We start from the raw sequence: 19,193 nt of genomic DNA on the forward strand, positions 1-19,193 counted from the left end.
CTTTAAAAAGGAGTAAAAAATGAACTTAGAATTTTCAAAAGAAACACAACATTTTTTAACTAATTATTGTAAAGATAACAATTTAAGTGAAAAAGAAGTTTTAGAACTTGCTTTAAGTTATTTAGAACATAAAATAAGAATTGATGGTTATAAAAAGGATATAGAACTTTATAAGCAAGGTAAATTAAAGACTTTAGATTTTGATGAAACTTTTAATGATATTAGAAAAGATTTAGAATAAATGAAAATTGTTCCAACTCCTAAATTTAAAAATGAGCTTAGGCATATTGTTAATTTTATAAACTTAGATAGTTCTTTTTATGCTAAAGAATTTCTTAATGATATTTATCCAATTTGTAGAAATCTTTCTTTTATGCCTTATAAAAATAGAAAATCTTTGTCTTTTGATAATGAAAATATAAGAGATTTGATTTTTAAAGGTTATATTATCCCTTATCTTATCGATAAAAGTAAAAATGAAATTGTGATTTTAGGCATATATAAAAGTAATCTTTGGGATTGATTTTATATTTTATTTTTTTAGAATTCTTACTTCCATATTAGCATTCTTTTTCATCTAATTTCTTAAATAATTCCAAAATATCTTATTTTCTAATGGATTATTTTCCAATTTTAGAATAATATTTATTTATTATAGTTCTAGATTATTCTTTTTTCAAATATATAATGTTGATATATAAATACTTGGAATTTTCAATAAAGTTTTAGTGGCGGACAGAGAGGGATTTGAACCCTCGAGACCCGTTAAGATCTGCACCCTTAGCAGGGGTGTGGTTTCAGCCGCTCACCCATCTGTCCAATAAAGTAAAGTGTGATTATACAAAAAAATAAATAATACCTAGCTTAAAAAGCTAGGAAAAATCAAAGGCTAAGATAAGCCAAAAGCAAAGTTACAACAACCCCTGCTCCAAGAACTGCAAATTGTTTACTTCTATCTTTTTTATTTGCAAACAAAGTAATCATAAGCCCTGAAATATAAAGCATAAATAAAGTAATACCAAAGCCTACGCTAAGCACAGAAAAATACCAAGCACCCTTATCTTTATGAAGCATAATCATATCTCCAAGTAAAGATCTTGTTTTTAAGGTAATATTGTATTCATTAGTAGAATTTTGAGTTATATTAGCACTATAATGAGTTCCACCTATTGTTATACCTTTATCTTTACTTTTAATTATATTTGTATTAGATGGTACTTTTAAACCATTTGTTTTTAAATACTCTATTAAAGCTTCTCTTTCTTTACCACTTTCTATAACTTTTGACAATTGATACTGCTCAACTTTTAAGCCCACATCTTGATTAATACCAAAAATATATGCTATACCCGTTAAAGCAAAAAGCAAAGCACAAGGCAAAAAGAACAAACTAAGATAGATATGAACCTGTCTAAACAATTTATTTTTATTGATCATTTTAACTCCTTTTTGATTATCAAAATTTGTGATATTTTGACAAAACAAAGTGAAGCAAAAGTGAATTTTAAATAAAAAGTTTATATTTTTTAAAACAAAGAAAAGAAAAAGCCCTATGATTATAGGGCTTAAGAATTATTTTTTATCAATCACTTGATAATTATAAGGAGCAAGCTCTTTATCATGCTCTAAAAGTTCTTTTGGAGGATTGCCATTAACATCTTTTTCATCTGCATAGTAACGCTCTCCAGCTTTATGATTATTAACATCTACTTTATAATAAAGCTCTCCTGGATTAAATTTTTGAATATCTTCAAAACCTAAATTTGAAGTTTTAAAATCTTTAATTCCATTTGCCGCTGCAATTTCTACAAGTTTAGTTTGTCCCATTCTTGCCATATCAACAGCTTGCAATAACATTCTTGAAGCTTCGCGAGGATTATGGAAACCAGTTGAGTTTTCAGCATTAACAAAATCCGCTCTCATTTGAGCTTTACGATGAAGTTCTAAAACTTCTTTTAGCTCTTCACTAATTTTTTTCGCATCAGCTTTTCCATCGCTTTGGAATTTTTCCATATTACCTAGCTCATCGCGTAGTTTTTTAGTATCCATAATCAAACTAACAATTGCGTACTCTGCAGTTCTTTGATCATGCGCAACGCTATTTTGTATGTCAAGCACTTGAGCTTTTAAATAATCTTCGCTTTGTTTATGACAAGACTTACAAGCAGAGTTAATATCTCTTAAAGGAGAAGTGATGTTGTGTTGAGTAACCTTTTTAGCTCCTTCTCTAACATAAGGCATATGACAATCCACGCAACTTACCCCATTTGCAGCATGCACACCGCCACTATAAAGTTCACTTTCTGGATGTTGAATTTTAATAATTTGCGCTCCTGTTAATTTATGAGTAAAATCAGCTCCAAATACTCCACGAACTTTATCATAATAATCATCTAGCATTTCAATTCTAAATGGTTGTCCTTTTTTCCATTCACTCCAAGGAAAAGTTAAAACTATACCATCGGTTTCAATCTCTTTAGCTTTATTACCATCTCTCCAAAACTCATACTCATCATAATTTTTCTGAGTTCCATTCCACCATTTTTTAGAACTATCATCTACAATAGTTTCACCCATTACTTTTACTTTTTTCCCTGTTGGTTTAAAATAGTATTCAACATGGCATTGAGAGCAAACTAAAGTTCTCATTTCTTCTCTTGTAGCTTTTACGCCTTGTACTGGATCTTTTTCATATCCTCTAGAAACTAAAGCATTAATAGCTGCTGGACGAGTAAGTCTTAAACTCATATCATTTGGATTGTGACAATCTGCACAAGTTACACCCATTCTTTTACCACCATGTGGGCCTGCATGTTCAGGTGAATTTTCTACTATACCATCAACAGCTGGGATATTTTTAATCATAGTCCAATAATTTGTAGAGTTAAAAGCAGTAAAATCCCCTTTAGCAACATTTTTTATAAGCCATGGAGTCCATCCACTATGACAATTCATACAAGCTGCAGGTTGACCTTTAAAAGCAGCAAGTCCATGGGCATTAAGAAAATCTTTGTTGTTTCTTGCTGTTTTCATTTGATCTACTTGAACCCAAAAATGCCCTCTTTCTTCATTGAAATCAAGGCTAAAAGGATATCCTGCCCAAAGTATGGTTAATTGAGGAAAGCGAATCAATTTTGAATAAGCTAAATTACCACCAAATTCAGTAGTCTTAGGCTCTTCTTTTTCAACCGTTAAATACATTTTTAGTTGTTCTGGAAAAACCTTACCCCATTTTTCAAAATTTGGATCATCATCACTAAGCAAAGAAAAATCAGCATTTGCTGCAATGGCATTTTTATTTGCTTCATCTTCTTTTTTTTGATTGATATCATTGTTTAGCCATAAAACTCCCGCTATAAGTAAAACCAAAACGACAATACCTAAGCGTAAAATATTTTTTTTCATTCATCTTCTCCTTATTAAATTCCGTGTTTATGTCCAACATCTTTATGACAAGAAGCACAATTTAATGACTTGTCTGCATGTGGATTTGTTGTAGCATTGATAGCCGTTTGAGCAAAATCTGCATGACAGCGTATGCAGTTTTCTTGCACCATTTTTCTGCTTTTTTCAGTCGCACTCAAATTTGTAGGCAACTCATCAAGTTTAAAAGTAAAAGCATAAGCATGCCCTAAACCACTTTGAGCCTTAGCTATCCACTTAGCTACAAAATTATGTGGCAAATGGCAATCCACGCAAGTTGCTCTTGGTTCGCCTTTGACTTTTTGAGAGTGCGGCCCTGCCATGTATTCGTTATAAACTTCATTCATAATATGGCAGTTATTACAAGATTCACTTGCATTGCTTAAATAAGATGTGCCCTTAGCGTTATAAAAGGTATAAAACCCAACCGCAAAGAAAACAAAAAGCAAAACAAGAAAAATAGTAAAAAGATTCGAAGTTTTCTTCAAAATTTTCCTCCTTAAAATTATCATTTCTTAAAATCTTCAATGAAACAACAATGTCACAGAATTTCCCAGAAATAAATTTTGTGATTCTAACATAGATGAATTTAATATAATTTTAAAGATATATTTACTCTTAATTAACCTAAAAAATTTAAAACTTTTATTCAATAATTTCAAAATAAATGATAAAATACAACTAAAAAAGGAAAAATTAATGCAAACAAGTCCTGATATGTTTATCAATCGCGAACTTTCTTGGCTTCGCTTTAATTCTCGTGTTTTAGACCAATGTTCTAAAAATTTACCCTTGTTAGAAAAATTAAAATTTATAGCTATATATTGCACTAATTTAGATGAATTTTATATGATACGCGTCGCAGGCTTAAAACAACTTTTTTCAGCTGGAGTTAATGCAAGCAGTAGCGATGAAATGACCCCGTTACAACAATTAAAAGCCATACGCAAATATTTACACCAAGAAAAAGAACTTTTGGAGCGTTATTTTAATGAAATCACAAGTGAATTAGAAAAAGAAAATCTTTTCATAAAACATTATGAGAATTTAGATGAAAATTTAAAACAAAAATGTGATGAGTATTTTTTCTCTAATATTTTTCCTGTTATTGTTCCAATAGCTGTTGATGCTACTCACCCTTTTCCGCATTTAAACAACTTATCTTTTTCACTAGCGGTTAAAATTTGCGATAAAGCGCATCCTGAACTTGTAAAATTTGGAATGATTAGAATTCCAAGAGTTTTACCTCGTTTTTATGAAGTAAGTGCAAATATTTATGTTCCTATAGAAAGTATAGTCCATCAACACGCAGAAGAAATTTTTCCAGGCTATAAACTCTTAGCTTCAGCAGCATTTAGAGTGACTAGAAATGCAGATATGGTAATAGAAGAGGAAGAAGCTGATGATTTTATGATGATTTTAGAACAAGGCTTGAAGCTTCGCAGAAAAGGAGCTTTTGTAAGATTGCAAATTCAAAAAGATGCAGATGAGCAAATCGTAGAATTTCTTAATACTCACATGAAAATTTTTCATAAAGATGTTTATGAATATTCTATTTTACTCAATCTCCCTAGCCTTTGGCAAATCGCAGGAAATAAAACCTTTACGCATCTTTTAAGCCCACTTTACACGCCTAAAACTTTACCACCTTTTGATGAGAATTTATCTATTTTTGATGCTGTAGAAAAAGAAGATATACTCATTATACAACCTTTTGAAAGTTTTGATCCAGTTTATAAATTTATCAAAGAAGCAAGCAAAGATCCTGAAGTAATTTCCATAAGAATGACACTTTATAGAGTTGAAAAAAATTCCAATATAGTTCAAGCTTTAATTGATGCTGCAAGCGATGGAAAACAAGTAACTGTGATGGTAGAATTAAAAGCACGCTTTGATGAAGAAAACAATCTTCATTGGGCAAAAGCTTTAGAAAATGCCGGAGCTCATGTTATTTATGGCATTACAGGTTTTAAAGTCCACGCTAAGGTTTCTCAAGTCATACGCAAACAAGGAGATAAACTTAAATTTTATATGCATTTAAGTACGGGAAATTATAATGCAAGCAGTGCTAAAATCTATACTGATGTGAGTTATTTTACAAGCAAAGCAGAATTTGCAAGAGATACGACAAGCTTTTTTCACATCTTATCGGGCTTTAGCAAAAATCGTCGCCTTCAAACTCTTTCAATGAGCCCAAATCAAATCAAAGAAAAAGTTTTAGAAATGATACGCATTGAAACAAGCAAGAAAAATGAAGGTGTGATTGTAGCTAAAATGAATTCTCTTGTAGATAGTGATATCATACAAGCGCTTTATGAAGCAAGTATGGAAGGAGTGCAAATCGATCTTATCATACGCGGAATTTGTTGCTTAAAACCTGATGAAGAATACAGCAAAAACATACGCGTTAGAAGCATCATAGGAAAATACTTAGAACATGCTAGAGTATTTTATTTTAAACATAGTGAGCCAAATTATTTTATATCGAGTGCAGATTGGATGCCAAGAAATTTAGAGCGTCGCTTAGAACTTATGACTCCTATATATGATGAAAGAAGTAAAGCTAAATTAGCTCAATTTTTACGCTTGCAACTTAGTGATAATGTTTTAGCTTATGAGCTTAAAAACAATGGAGAGTATGAAAAAATTCCTTCTTCTGAAAAAATCATAGATTCTCAACAAACCTTAGAAGAATATGTAAGTAAAATTTATAAAACACTTAAAAAAGATACAGATCAAAGTCGTGCAACGCACTTAGCTTCCAAACTTTTTAAGGAAAACTAAAAGTTTTTAGGGTTTTACACCTTAAAAACTTTAAACTATGAATTTTTATTAATCTTCAAATTTCAATAAACATTGATTTAAAACTGGTGGAAGCGAGGGGAATCGAACCCCTGTCCAAAAATAATCCCACAAAGACCTCTACATGCTTAGCAAAGATGACTACTTCACCCTACTTCGCTCATCTTCCAAAACTCAAAAGCAAGGCTAAGACTTTATTTCACCTCAACGCTTGTCAAACGCAAGGCTACACTATCAAAAATGACCGAAAATTAAGCTAGATAGTATGACTTAAATTTCAGGCTCAACTGAACTTACGCAGCTTTAGCGTAAGCAGGAGCGAATTTAACGTTGTTTGCGTTTAATTTTATTTGGGCTTTTTACGCTTTGCCCAAAGCGACATGCCATCTAAGCAGACTTACTCCTGTCGAAGCCAAGTCGCTCCCTTATTTAGAAATAATATTTGGAACATTAACAATTAAAGGATTAAAAACCGCTAAAACAGAATCATCATTTTCATATGAACGACAATATTTTTCAAACTGATCACTCATCAAAAGCATCCAATCCGTAAATTCATCACTAGCAGGCCCATTAAAGCGATTTGCTTGCGCCATCATCTCTTCACAAAATACACAAAAATCAGTCACTTCTTCAAGATTTAAGCGTCTTGCTGCCCAAGCGGTATTGTGTGCTAAAGTTTCAAGCTCTTTTATGGCTTCTTTATAACGCACACTATCGCTTCCAAGCTTGATGATTAAAGGTTCAAACCTATCGCACATGGTTCTAAAAAATTGTAAAAATTTTTCTATATCGTCAATTTCATAATCTAATTCTAATTTTGTTAAAATTCCCATTTTTAAACCATAATCATTAAAGTTTAATGTAAATTCTAGCAAATTTTAGCTAAAATCTTATTTTAATTTTTCCAAAATATAAGCAAAGATATGGATAGAATAGTAGAAATAGAAAAATACTCCTTTGATGAAACTTACGAAACTTCGTTGCGTCCTTCAAATTTTGATGGTTATATAGGTCAAGAAAGCATTAAAAAAAATTTAAATGTCTTTATAGCTGCAGCCAAAAAACGCAATGAATGTTTAGATCATATACTTTTTAGTGGTCCTGCAGGACTTGGAAAAACAACACTAGCTAATATCATCTCCTATGAAATGAGTGCAAATATCAAAACAACCGCCGCTCCTATGATAGAAAAAAGCGGAGATTTAGCCGCTATTTTAACCAATCTTAGCGAAGGGGATATACTTTTTATCGATGAAATTCATCGCTTAAGTCCTGCTATCGAAGAAGTGCTTTACCCTGCAATGGAGGATTACCGCCTTGATATTATCATAGGTAGTGGTCCAGCTGCTCAAACCATAAAAATCGATTTACCAAAATTTACTCTTATAGGGGCTACAACGCGTGCAGGTATGCTTAGCAATCCTTTGCGTGATCGTTTTGGTATGCAATTTAGATTAGAATTTTACAAAGATAGCGAACTTGCCCTCATCTTGCAAAAAGCAGCTTTAAAACTTAATAAAACTTGCGAAGAAAAAGCCGCACTTGAGATCGCTAAAAGAAGTCGTTCAACCCCTAGAATAGCTCTAAGGCTTTTAAAAAGAGTTAGAGATTTTGCCGATGTTAATGATGAAGAGATTATCACAGAAAAAAGGACTAATGAGGCCTTAAATTCTTTAGGGGTTAATGAGCTTGGTTTTGATGCGATGGATTTAAGATATCTTGAACTTTTAACCGCTGCTAAGCAAAAACCTATCGGGCTTGCAAGTATTGCTGCGGCTTTAAGTGAAGATGAAAATACCATAGAAGATGTAATCGAGCCTTATTTATTAGCTAATGGCTATATAGAACGCACTGCAAAAGGGCGTATAGCAAGTGCAAAAAGTTATAGTGCTTTAAAACTAAACTATGAAAAAACTTTATTTGAGGAGTAAATTTTGCAAAATGGAAAATTCTTTCTTATAAGCTTTATTTTAGTCATTTTATTTCTTTTGCTTTACCTTTTTAAAGGTTTTTTACTTGTAATTATCATAGCTAGTTTAATGGCGGTAGCTACCTCAAATATCAATGCGAAATTTTTAAATCTTACTAAAGGGCATAAATTTTTAGCTTCCATTCTTACAACAACTTGTATGGTTTTGCTTTTCTTTGCACCTTTTGTTTATGCTATGATAGAACTTGCCAAAGCTTTAAAAAATTTTGATATTAATTTAGTCACACAAACTCTTGATTATGTCAAAAATTATCAATTTACCTTGCCTGAAAGCTTTAATTTTTTAGAACCTAAAATCAAAGAATTTTTAGCATCTATAGATTTAAATAGTATTTCTAAACAAATTCTAAGTTATGCTTCAAGTTTTACAAAATCAGGAGCTAAATTTCTTATAGATATGGTTTTAATTTGCGTATTTTATTTCTTTGCAAATCTATATGGAACAGAACTTGTTATCTATCTTAAATCCATCATTCCTATTGATAAAAAAGAACTTGATGATGTTTTAAGCGAGGTGGGTAATGTTATGGCTGTTGTACTTTACTCTATGGTGATTGTAGCGATATTTCAAGGTGCGCTTTTTGGTTTAATCACAATATTTTATGGTTATGATGGAATTTTAATGGGAGTAATTTTTGCTGTAAGTTCTCTCATACCTGCTATAGGAGGTGCTTTAATTTATATGCCTGTAAGTCTTTATGAATTTGCCTCAAACAATCTTAACTCAGCTCTTGTTATTTTTATTTATTCTGTAATTGTAATTTCTTTTATAGCAGATACTTTAATCAAACCTTTAATCATCAAATGGATCAACAAAAAACTTGTAAAAACCCCTACTAAAATCAATGAACTTTTAATTTTCTTGGCTATGATAGCAGGAATTTCTACCTTTGGTTTTTGGGGTATTATATTAGGTCCTGCGATTTTAACCTTTTTTGTATCAACTTTAAGAATGTATGTGATTTTAAAAGATAAGAATTTAATTTAACTTGCCTTAAAAAAGGCAAGTTTGATGTTCTAGGCTTTTGGGCCTATCATTTTAGTAGGATCAACAAATTTATTGAAATCTTCTTCGCTAACCAAACCAAGCTCCATTGCGCTTTCTTTTAAAGAAATACCTTTTTTATGGGCATTTTTGGCTACTTTAGCAGCGTTTTCATAACCTATGTGTGGATTTAGAGCGGTAACTAGCATTAAAGAATTATGAAGATTATGATCGATTTTTGCACGATTTGGTTCTATGCCTACAGCACAATGGATATTGAATGAATGCATAGAATCAGCCAACAAATCAAGACTTTGCAAGAAATTATAAATAATCACAGGCTTAAACACATTAAGTTCAAAATTTCCTTGACTTGCTGCAAATCCGATAGCTGCATCATTTCCCATCACTTGTACAGCAACCATAGTAACAGCTTCACACTGGGTAGGATTTACCTTACCTGGCATAATCGAACTTCCTGGCTCATTTTCAGGGATGATAAGCTCACCAAGACCGCATCTTGGGCCTGAAGCTAACCATCTTATATCATTTGCAATTTTCATTAAATTTGCAGCCAAACCTTTCATAGCTCCATGAGTAAAATTAATCGCATCATGACTTGTTAAAGCATGAAATTTATTTGGACTTGAAATAAATTTTGTACCTATAAGTTGAGTTAGCTCTTCACTTACTTTTTGGCTTAATTCTGGATGTGCATTAAGCCCTGTTCCCACTGCGGTTCCTCCTATGGCAAGTTCTCTTAAAGTTGGTAAAGAAGCGATGATTTGCTCTTTTGAATGTAAAAGCATAGAAAGATATCCACTAAATTCTTGCGCTAGAGTAAGTGGAGTAGCATCTTGTAAATGCGTGCGTCCTATCTTGATAATACCATCAAATTCTTTTACTTTTTTTTCAAAAGTTGCAATAAGCTCATCAAGCGCAGGGATAAGCTTTTTCTCTACTTGCTCAACCGCAACGATACTCATAGCTGTTGGAAAAGTATCATTTGAACTTTGACTCATATTAACATGATCATTTGGATGTACAAGCTTTTCTTTGCGAAAATCCCCGCCCATGATTTCAGTGGCACGATTTGCAATAACTTCATTCATATTCATATTGCTTTGTGTGCCTGAACCTGTTTGCCAAATCGCAAGTGGAAAATTATCATCAAATTTACCTGCGATAATCTCATCGCAAGCTTGAACTATAGCATTTTTCTTAGCATCATCAAGTTTGCCAAGTTTGTTATTGACCAAAGCTAAAGATTTTTTAAGATTTGCAAAAGCATAGATTAAAACCTTTGGCATTTTCTCACAACCGATTTTGAAATTTTCAAAACTTCTTTCAGTTTGAGCTCCCCAATATTTGTCATTTGGAACCTTAACTTCACCCATGGTATCATGTTCAACTCTGTATTCCATAATTTTTTCCTTTGATTAAAATTTTATTTATTATAAGCTAAAAAAATAAATACTTTCAAAAACGTTTTCCCACTGAACTCATTAAATGCAATTCATAGGCATTATGAGAAAATCTATTCATTAACATAAACTGCCAAAATACATTGTTTTTATATAAAAATTCTGAATTAAAACCTTGACTTAAAATATTATCTTTTAATTTATATTTTTGAATAAAAGCAATAGGAAAATCAACAAAACTAGCCTTATTTTCTAAAGTTCTTCCATAAATTCTTTTTTCAAAAATTACAAAAGTAGAAAAAGAAGCTTGATAATCATCTTGCTCTATATTTTTAGCAAGATTAAAACCTAAATTTGCATTTATGCTATGATGTTTTAAACTTTCATAATTTTTAGCAAAAGGACTTTTATTTTCTTTAAAATCTTCTTGATAAAAAAAACTATGTGTAAAATACATTAAAGGATTAAAAATAAAATCTTGACCTAAAATAATATCTTTAGTTACACCAAGCTGGGCTGAAGTTTGCAATGTTTTATATTTGCCTTCAATTGGCTGCTCTACTACAAAACGATTAAGAGTATTAAATCCTACACCTATACCTAATCCACTTAATATTTTTATAAAATCTAAATCATGGTTATAATTAAGCAATAAATCCATGTTATAACTCTTCAAATCACTACCATTATTAAAATTAAATTTAGCGCTAGAAAGAGATAAAGCATAAGCTAAAAAGCCTGATGAGAAATTTTCTCCTAAAGAGATATTAGCACCTGTTTTTTGACCTGAAAAATCTTTATCTTTATAGTATTTATAACTTGGAGTAAGATGCCAAAAATATTCTTCATTGCTAAAAATTCTAGGTAAATAAGTACTAGCAAGTAAGATATTATTGTTTTGTGCAAAATTATTAATATTAAGAGGATGAAGGGTAAATAACATATTATTTTGCATTAAATTAGATTGATTATGATTACTAAAAGTGCTTAAATACCCTGAACCTTCTATTCTATTTAATTTAGTCTTTACATCTATTCCATTATCTAAAGAAGCAAAAAATTCCTGATAAGTCTGACTCAAGTCTGCCCTAGATCGCAATTGTCTTAAAGCATTTCCCAAGCTTGTATTAGGAATTTCGTAAGCATTTGGCTTTAAATTAGGTTTTATTAAGGTTTTATTAATACTCACTAAATCATCACTTAAAACAAAATCAAAATTTAAAGCATAGGTATTTTGTATCAAAACATGATTAAAAGATGATAAACTTTTTTCCAAATCTCCCAAATTAATTTTCACTGGCTTATTTAAGATATAGTATTTAGGTAAAGGAATATATTCTAAATTCCCGCTCTTAATATCATAAGTTTTTGCAATCAGTTTAGAATTTTTATAATTACCAAAATCAAGTTGCAATTTAGAATCAACTCCTTCTTGAGTATAAGTTCCTTGCACGGTTAAATCATTCAAATCTTCATTTCCAGGTCTAACTATGCCTTTATTGTTTAAATTTTGCCCTACAATACCATTACCGCTTAATATTGCTTTTTGTTCTACATAAGCATTATTTTTAACTTTTCCTTTAAGCTTTAATTCTCCTTGTTTGATTAAAGTTGCACCCTCATAAGTATTTTGACCACTGATAATCAAAATACCTTCACCTTCTTTAGATAACCCTATGTTAAGATTAGCTAAATGTGTAGGTTTATTAATAGCACTTGATAAATGAGTACTTTCATCCCATTTTCTTTGACTAATATCATTAGAAAATTCAGCATCATAACCTGCAGTGTTTATAGTATAATAAGCTGTATTAGGTTCTTGCTCATATTTTAATACATCCTGATCACTGAGTCTGTTTGCATCTAAAATACTCAGTCCTTTTAACGCCTTTTGTGCATCTAAAATTCCTTGTCCAAATAATTCTTCTTTCTCAACTCTAACTACTCCATTAATAGAACTAATAGTGGAAGTATTAAGTTTTTGTGACTGCGCACTATCTCTATTATCCCAAATATAATCACTATAATCAATCCATTGTCCATTAACTTGAACTTGTATTCCATTGTAAAGCTGTTTTAAATCCCGTTTTATTTCATCTTCTATCCCAGGTGGATCTTGCGAAATATACACAATAAGAAATTTAGGTTGATTTGTTCCATCGGTTACTTGTTTAACAGTAAATTTTGGAGCCTTATAATTTTTATTTGCTGTACTTAATAGTATATCAGCAATTTGCTTACCATCCAAAAAGGGGAAATTTTGCTTGACCAGTGCCGCTGTTCCACTTACCATAGGTGCTGCCATAGAAGTTCCACTTTTTTTTGTAAACTTATCATTAGTGCTTGAATCAACATTATTAATATTTACTCCAGCAGCAACTAAAGAAAAATTCGTAGCTCCCTTAAAACCATTACTAAAATCAGCCAAACCTTGACTTTTAATTATTAAAGTCCCATCTGATTCTAAAGTAATCTCATTTGCATCCAAAGCTCCAACAGCCAACCAAGCTCTTAAAGATTCATCATAACTTGGTAAAATCGCATGCAAAGCAGGGCTAAGAATTCCTTCATTACCAGCAGCAAATACATTTAATACTCCCTTGTCCTTGCTAAGCCTCATCATATCATTAGCAACCTTATCTGCTTTCATAACATATTCCAAAGGAGTATTACAGATATTATAGCTTGTCCCTTGATTAGTTTGAGTACAATCTACTAATCCAGAATTTGAAGCCTTAAGATTAAAATAAGGATAAAAATTAATACCCCAGCTATTATTAATAATACTCACATCTTTGAAAAAATTATAAATATCAGGAATTTGAGTGTAAGAGCCATTTGGAAACACCCCAGCTCCATAAAATTTTGCCCCATAAGCCACTCCATAAGGTTTGCTATCGCCTATCTTTGCTCCAACAGCTATACCTGCTACATGACTTCCGTGTGTTGATTTTTTCAAATCAGGTATAAGCTGTTTCCCAGCTGTATCAGTAGGATAAGTAGACTTTAAAATCTTATCCTTTAAACTAATATGATCTTGATTAAAAGCATCATCGGCTACACCTATTATAATAGTATCTCCGCTATACCCTAGCTTATGTACTTTATCAATATGATGAAGTTCAAATTCGCTTAAAGCAAAAAGTTTACAAACTAAAGTTAAACAAAAAAATTTTTTCATTTCTATTCTACCGTTACGCTTTTAGCCAAATTTCTTGGCATATCCACATCATTGCCAAGTCTTATGGAAATTTCCATCGCCAAAAGTTGAGTAATGACCATCATTTCAAAAAATTCACACATATAATGATCTTGCTCATTGGTTTTTATAAAATCATCACTTAAATCAAATTCTAAAGGTGAAATGCTAAGCACTGTAGAATCCCTAGCAATAAGCTCTTCAACATTTGATTTTGTTTTTTCATAAAGCATGTGCTTTGGCATTAAAGCTATAGTATAAAGCTTAGAATCAGCCAAAGCAATAGGGCCATGTTTCATCTCTCCTGCAGGATAACCCTCAGCGTGAAGATAAGATAATTCTTTAAGTTTCAAAGCTCCTTCTAAAGCCAAAGGATAAAACACATCTCTGCCTATAAAGAAAAAGCCATGTCCATCTAAATAACGCTTGGATAAACGATGAATTTTTTCATGTAAAGCCTGTTTTACACTCACGCAATTTGGAGTATGCAAAAGTGCTTTAATTTCAGCAGAAACATTTAAATTTCTTTTTTGTGCCATAAAAATAGCAAGCATCCAAAGTGTTAAAACCTGAGTAGCAAAAGCTTTAGTTGAAGCAACTCCTTTTTCTATGCCCGCACGAGTTAAAAGACTTAGATGTGCTAAACGCACTATATTAGAATTATCCACATTGCAAATTGCAAAAGTCTTAGCACCCTGCTCTTTTGCAATCTTTAAAGCCTCTAAAGTGTCTGCTGTTTCTCCACTTTGAGAAATAACGATAAATAAAGAATCTTTTTTTATAATTGCTTCACGGTATCGAAATTCACTTGCAATTTCTACTTTAGCTTTAACTTTAGCAATTCTTTCAAACAAATAAGCACTTGCCATTGCAGCATGATAGCTTGTTCCACAAGCACAAAGCGTGATTTCATCTGCTTGACTTAAATCTTCATTGTTTAGCTCATCAAAAACGACTTCATCGCCTTGAATACGCCCCATTAAAACTTCACTCATCACGCGACTTTGTTCATAAATTTCTTTTTCCATAAAAAAACGAAAGCCGTCTTTTTTTGCATAAGCCTTATCGCCTGAAAGCTTAGAAAAACAAAGTGATTTTAAAATATCATTTTCATAAACGACAAGCTCATCTTTACTCGCGTATCCCAAGCTTAAATCTTCAAGATACATTACCTCATCACAACTTCCTATCAAAGGCGCATCACCTGAAGAAAAATACCATTCTTTATTTGCATTTTTACCTATAATCAAAGGAGCAGCATTTTTTGCAAAATACACATGATTGGGATCTTTTTTTGTTACCAACAAAGTAGCAAAAGCACCGCGAAGTTCTTTGATGGTTTTTTGCCAAGCTTCAAAAACTCCCAAATTTCTTGCATAAAATTCAAAAAGCTGGACAATAACTTCTGTATCGGTTTGACTTAAAAAACTCACGCCTTCTTTTTCAAGTTTATCTTTGATTTCTTTATAATTTTCTATAATACCATTGTGAATCACACAAGAATACTGTCCTAAATGAGGATGTGCGTTGATTTCAGTAGGCTTACCATGAGTTGCCCATCTTGTATGACCTATAGCAAAACCATAACCTTGACTTTCAAAATCCGTGCATTTATTCGCCAAATTTTCAAGTTTTCCTACAGCTTTAAAAAAACTAAGCTCTCCTTCTTGCATCACTGCCATACCCGCACTATCATAGCCACGATATTCTAATTCTTTAAGTCCATTTAGTATAATTTGTTTTTTTTCATTATTTCCTATATAGCCTACGATTCCACACATTTTTTTACTCACTTATTAATAAATTAACTAACTTTTGCTCGCTATGTTCTAATTTTTCATTCTTTTGAAAAATAAAAATATTACGCGTCCTTTGTCTTATGGTTTGAATTTTTGCTGCACATAAAACAAGTTCAAGTTCATTAAAAACATTCATCAAATACGCCATTAAACCCTGCTGATCTTTAGTATTAAGACCTAATTTGGCATACATTTTAGAATAATTTAAGTCTAATTTTAACTCATCTTTTTTAATGATTGGCTTTTTAATTTTTTTCAAATTAAAACCAGAAAGATTTGAATTTAAAAGCTCGCAAAGTTTTAGTTTTTGCTCATCACTGATAATATTATCATATTCAAATCTTAAATAAATTTTATCATCAAAAAGTTCAAAAAAATTCATGAAAATAAGATTTAAATTTGTTAAAGAACTTAAAATAATGGCAATATTAAAATGAAGTGGTGCAACAATTTGCAAACTAAGATTTGTTTCATTGCTAAACCAAAATTTAAAATCATTTTCTTTGGCTAATTTAGAAATCATAACAATATCTTCAAAAGTATTTTTTATAATAAAAAGATTTGATTTGATATGTATGATTTTATCTTGCAAAATTTCATCTTGCTCTAAAAAAATCTTACTTCTTTTAAGTGTTAATTCTTTTTTTACTCTTCTTGCGCTTTCTTCAAGTAGATTTTCATCTTCAAAACCTTGTTTTGCATTTTCTAAAAGTTTATCAAGAACTCTAAAATAAAAAGCATTATAATTTAAAGCCTTAGCCTTTAGCCAAGTTAAAGTGTATAAAAGCTCTAAATTTTCTAAATTTTCTAGCTTAGAAACCAAGCTACTTACAACAATAGGATTGTATATATCTTCTTTTTCTACAAGATCTTTTAAGGCATTATTGTTTTTAAATATCTTAAGACCCCATTCTAAAATTTCATTCTTTAAATCAAATTTGGAGCAATACGCTCTATATATGCCTGCTAAAGAAATTTCATTTTCACTTTCTATAGCGCTTAAAAGTATCACAAGCTTTAAAATCATTTTTTCATCGGTTTTAAGTTTTTGGAGTATCTCAAGCTCATCTTCGTATTTTTCAAATTCACTTAACATAAGAAAAACTTGCTCATCAAAACTATAATTTCCTTCTTCATCGCTTAAAAAACGAACTGTCCAAAAAGGCTTACATAAATCTTTTAAAATTCCACTATCAAGCAAAAGTTTTAAAACACAAAAACTATGCCTTTTATAAAAAATTTTCTCAAAAAGTATTAAAGCTTTTTCTATATCTTTTTTACCGTATTTCAATCTTCCTAGGGCAAAAACCAAGTTAAGATCGAAAATAACATGTTTATCTTCAAGTTTTAATAAGTATTCTAAAACTTCCACAAGAGTTTTAAATTTATATTCTTGTTTAAGAGTATGATTTAATCCATCTTGAATTTGCTTTGCTAAAAAGTGTGTATAAAAACCTATAGTATGCATACTTTGCAAAGCCTTTTGAACCAACAACTCATTTGCTCCAAAATGTTTTTTAGCTTTTTTATACATTAATTCACTCAAATCATGAACATTAATAAGTAAAAATTCATCCTCATCTTTAGCACTTAATAAATTCATCGCTGATTTTAAAGAAAGTAAAAAATCTCCAGCTAAACGCAACTCGCTTAATTTTTTTTCATCTATAAAATTTAAAGCATAATTTTTTGGAGAAGTCTTAAAAAGAACAAGCAAACTCTCTAAGGATCTTAAATGATTTAATCCGCCAAAATCTTTTAAGATATTAAATTCTTGCTTTATAAATGGAATGTCAAATTCTTTAAAATTTTCTAGCAAAAGCTTGGCAAAATCATTTTTATTTTCTTTTAAAATACTCTCAAATTTTGTCTTAATCCCTTTAAATAAAATCCTAGAACCACATATGAAACGAGTTTGTATTATAGAAGTCTTAAGCTCATTGCTAGCATTATAAAGTCCATTAAATTCTAAGATAACCGAATCAATTTGCAAATGCGCATCATTTAAAATTTCGATAAAAGCCTTAATCATAGGTTTTAAATGAAAAGCCTTAATATCTTTATAAACAAAAATCAAAGAAATACTTTCATTAAAACAAAGACTATTATTTGCATATGCTTTGCTTGCTAAAACACAAAAAGGGATATTATCACTTGGAGGTGAAAAATCATCAAAATAATCTTTAAGAACTATATCATAAGCTTTTTTTATGAAATTATCCATATTTTTAGAATGATATAAGCTAAACGCCCCTTGCTTAAGAAAAAATTTTCTACAACTTTGGGTATAGGAACTAAGATTTTTTTTAAAAATTTCTAATTCTTTATTTAACAAAATTTCTACTCTCTTTAAAATTTTAATATCTTAATAATAATCTTAACAAAAATATCTTTTATTTTGGCTTTTTCTATAAACTCTTTTTCAGTAAGCAAAAATTATAATGCTTTATTTAAAAACAGCAAAAGAGTAAAATTAAAATGAAAAATTTAATTACCAAACTAGAAAATGAAGAAAGATTAAACCAAGAAGAAGCCAATGCACTTTGGGATCTAGATCTTTTTATCCTAGGCAAATACGCCCATAAAAAACGCACCAAACTTCATGGAAAAAAAGTTTATTTTAATATCAATCGCCATATAAATCCTACAAATATTTGTGCGGATACCTGTAAATTTTGTGCCTTTTCAGCCCATAGAAAAAATCCTAATCCTTATTTGATGACTCATGAAGAAATCATGAAAATTGTTGATGAAACCGTAAAACGAGAAACCAAAGAAGTGCACATCGTTTCAGCTCACAACAAAGATACAACTTGGCAATGGTATTTAGAAATTTTTAAAATGATAAAAGAAAAATATCCTAATCTTCATGTAAAAGCTATGACTGCTGCTGAGATTAATTTTTTACATCGTCGTTTTAAAATGAGTTATGAAGAAGTGATAGAAAAAATGCTTGAATACGGCGTTGATTCCATGCCAGGCGGCGGGGCTGAAATTTTTGATGAAGAGATACGTGCTAAAATTTGTAAGGGTAAGGTTAGCAGTGAAAATTGGCTTAAAATTCACAAAATTTGGCATCAAAAAGCTAGACAAAGTAACGCCACTATGCTTTATGGGCATATAGAAAAAAGAGAACATAGAATCGATCATATGCTAAGGCTTAGAGCCTTGCAAGATGAAACGGGTGGTTTTAACGCCTTTATCCCACTTGTATGGCAAAAGGATAATAGCTTTTTAGATGTTAAAGAACAGCTTGATAGCGAAGAGATTCTTAAAACTATAGCCATTTCGCGTTTAGTGCTTGATAATATCAAAAATATTAAGGCTTATTGGGCGACTATGAGTTTAAAATTAGCTATGGTAGCACAGGAATTTGGAGCAAATGATCTAGATGGCACGATAGAAAAAGAAAGCATACAGAGTGCAGGAGGTGCAAAGTCCGCTCGCGGAACAAGTTTGCAAACTTTCATTGAGCTGATTAAAACCTCAAATTTAATCCCTGTGGAAAGGGATAGTTTGTATAATGAGCTTAAAATTTATTAAAACATAATATAAGTTTTTTAGTTAA

14 protein-coding genes, 1 tRNA gene and 1 other RNA gene are annotated in these 19,193 nt (G+C 30.9%); 6 read left to right on the top strand and 10 right to left on the bottom strand.

The genetic code is table 11. The annotated features are described in order from the left end of the window. The first annotated feature begins 19 nt into the window (after window positions 1-19). Both AJN56_RS04880 and AJN56_RS04885 read left to right on the top strand, forming a co-directional pair. A complete protein-coding gene (locus tag AJN56_RS04880; protein ID WP_002856036.1) occupies window positions 20-241 on the top strand; it encodes a hypothetical protein in 222 nt (73 codons plus the stop codon). Continuing rightward, on the top strand, window positions 242-523 hold the full coding sequence (locus AJN56_RS04885; protein ID WP_009882907.1) for a type II toxin-antitoxin system RelE/ParE family toxin: 282 nt from the start codon (window positions 242-244) through the stop codon (window positions 521-523). Between the two features lie 206 nt (window positions 524-729). Here the strand turns inward: AJN56_RS04885 and AJN56_RS04890 are convergent. The 4 genes from AJN56_RS04890 to nrfH all read right to left on the bottom strand — a co-directional run bounded on the left by AJN56_RS04890 (window position 730) and on the right by nrfH (window position 3,935). Then, a tRNA-Ser gene (locus AJN56_RS04890) sits at window positions 730-819 on the bottom strand. A gap of 63 nt (window positions 820-882) precedes the next feature. After that, complete coding sequence (locus AJN56_RS04895) at window positions 883-1,437, bottom strand: hypothetical protein (RefSeq protein ID WP_070246316.1); 555 nt, start codon at window positions 1,435-1,437, stop codon at window positions 883-885. Between the two features lie 135 nt (window positions 1,438-1,572). After that, complete coding sequence (locus AJN56_RS04900) at window positions 1,573-3,405, bottom strand: ammonia-forming cytochrome c nitrite reductase subunit c552 (RefSeq protein WP_002869320.1); 1,833 nt, start codon at window positions 3,403-3,405, stop codon at window positions 1,573-1,575. Window positions 3,406-3,419: 14 nt separating this feature from the next. Then, the gene (nrfH, locus tag AJN56_RS04905; RefSeq protein WP_010891930.1) at window positions 3,420-3,935 is read right to left on the bottom strand and encodes a cytochrome c nitrite reductase small subunit; all 516 of its coding nucleotides are present in this window, start codon (window positions 3,933-3,935) and stop codon (window positions 3,420-3,422) included. Window positions 3,936-4,122: 187 nt separating this feature from the next. On the opposite strand from nrfH, the gene AJN56_RS04910 reads away from it, so the two are divergent. After that, window positions 4,123-6,207 carry an RNA degradosome polyphosphate kinase gene (locus AJN56_RS04910; protein WP_002860421.1) on the top strand — a complete coding sequence of 695 codons (2,085 nt, stop codon included), beginning with the start codon at window positions 4,123-4,125 and terminating at the stop codon, window positions 6,205-6,207. Window positions 6,208-6,291: 84 nt separating this feature from the next. Here AJN56_RS04910 and ssrA read toward each other — a convergent pair. Both ssrA and AJN56_RS04920 read right to left on the bottom strand, forming a co-directional pair. After that, window positions 6,292-6,650, bottom strand: a transfer-messenger RNA (tmRNA) gene (ssrA, locus tag AJN56_RS04915). Further along, entirely contained in the window at window positions 6,651-7,061 is a 411-nt protein-coding gene (locus AJN56_RS04920; RefSeq protein ID WP_002783915.1) for a hypothetical protein, read from the bottom strand. A 90-nt stretch (window positions 7,062-7,151) separates the two neighbouring features. Between AJN56_RS04920 and ruvB the strand changes: the two genes are divergently transcribed. Beyond that, window positions 7,152-8,159, top strand: coding sequence for a Holliday junction branch migration DNA helicase RuvB (ruvB, locus tag AJN56_RS04925; RefSeq protein ID WP_057040997.1), 1,008 nt, complete (start codon window positions 7,152-7,154; stop codon window positions 8,157-8,159). A gap of 3 nt (window positions 8,160-8,162) precedes the next feature. Continuing rightward, on the top strand, window positions 8,163-9,206 hold the full coding sequence (locus AJN56_RS04930; RefSeq protein ID WP_002856044.1) for an AI-2E family transporter: 1,044 nt from the start codon (window positions 8,163-8,165) through the stop codon (window positions 9,204-9,206). A gap of 29 nt (window positions 9,207-9,235) precedes the next feature. Here the strand turns inward: AJN56_RS04930 and fumC are convergent, their stop codons facing one another. Genes fumC through AJN56_RS04950 form a run of 4 tightly spaced genes read right to left on the bottom strand, consistent with a single transcriptional unit; the run spans window position 9,236 to window position 17,960 of the window. Beyond that, window positions 9,236-10,627 (bottom strand): class II fumarate hydratase, encoded by a 1,392-nt coding sequence (gene fumC, locus AJN56_RS04935; RefSeq protein WP_002856014.1) that lies wholly within the window; start codon window positions 10,625-10,627, stop codon window positions 9,236-9,238. Between the two features lie 55 nt (window positions 10,628-10,682). Next, on the bottom strand, window positions 10,683-13,808 hold the full coding sequence (locus AJN56_RS04940) for a S8 family serine peptidase (RefSeq protein WP_002858452.1): 3,126 nt from the start codon (window positions 13,806-13,808) through the stop codon (window positions 10,683-10,685). 2 nt (window positions 13,809-13,810) lie between these two features. Then, complete coding sequence (gene glmS / locus AJN56_RS04945) at window positions 13,811-15,607, bottom strand: glutamine--fructose-6-phosphate transaminase (isomerizing) (RefSeq protein ID WP_002869148.1); 1,797 nt, start codon at window positions 15,605-15,607, stop codon at window positions 13,811-13,813. Between the two features lie 4 nt (window positions 15,608-15,611). Beyond that, the gene (locus tag AJN56_RS04950; RefSeq protein ID WP_002869147.1) at window positions 15,612-17,960 is read right to left on the bottom strand and encodes a hypothetical protein; all 2,349 of its coding nucleotides are present in this window, start codon (window positions 17,958-17,960) and stop codon (window positions 15,612-15,614) included. A 143-nt stretch (window positions 17,961-18,103) separates the two neighbouring features. Between AJN56_RS04950 and mqnE the strand changes: the two genes are divergently transcribed. Further along, window positions 18,104-19,168, top strand: coding sequence for an aminofutalosine synthase MqnE (gene mqnE / locus AJN56_RS04955; RefSeq protein ID WP_002869146.1), 1,065 nt, complete (start codon window positions 18,104-18,106; stop codon window positions 19,166-19,168). Window positions 19,169-19,193 lie beyond the last annotated feature (25 nt).

Source organism: Campylobacter sp. BCW_4319 (genome assembly GCF_001764435.1).
In the GTDB taxonomy this organism is placed as follows: Bacteria; Campylobacterota; Campylobacteria; order Campylobacterales; family Campylobacteraceae; genus Campylobacter_D; species Campylobacter_D jejuni.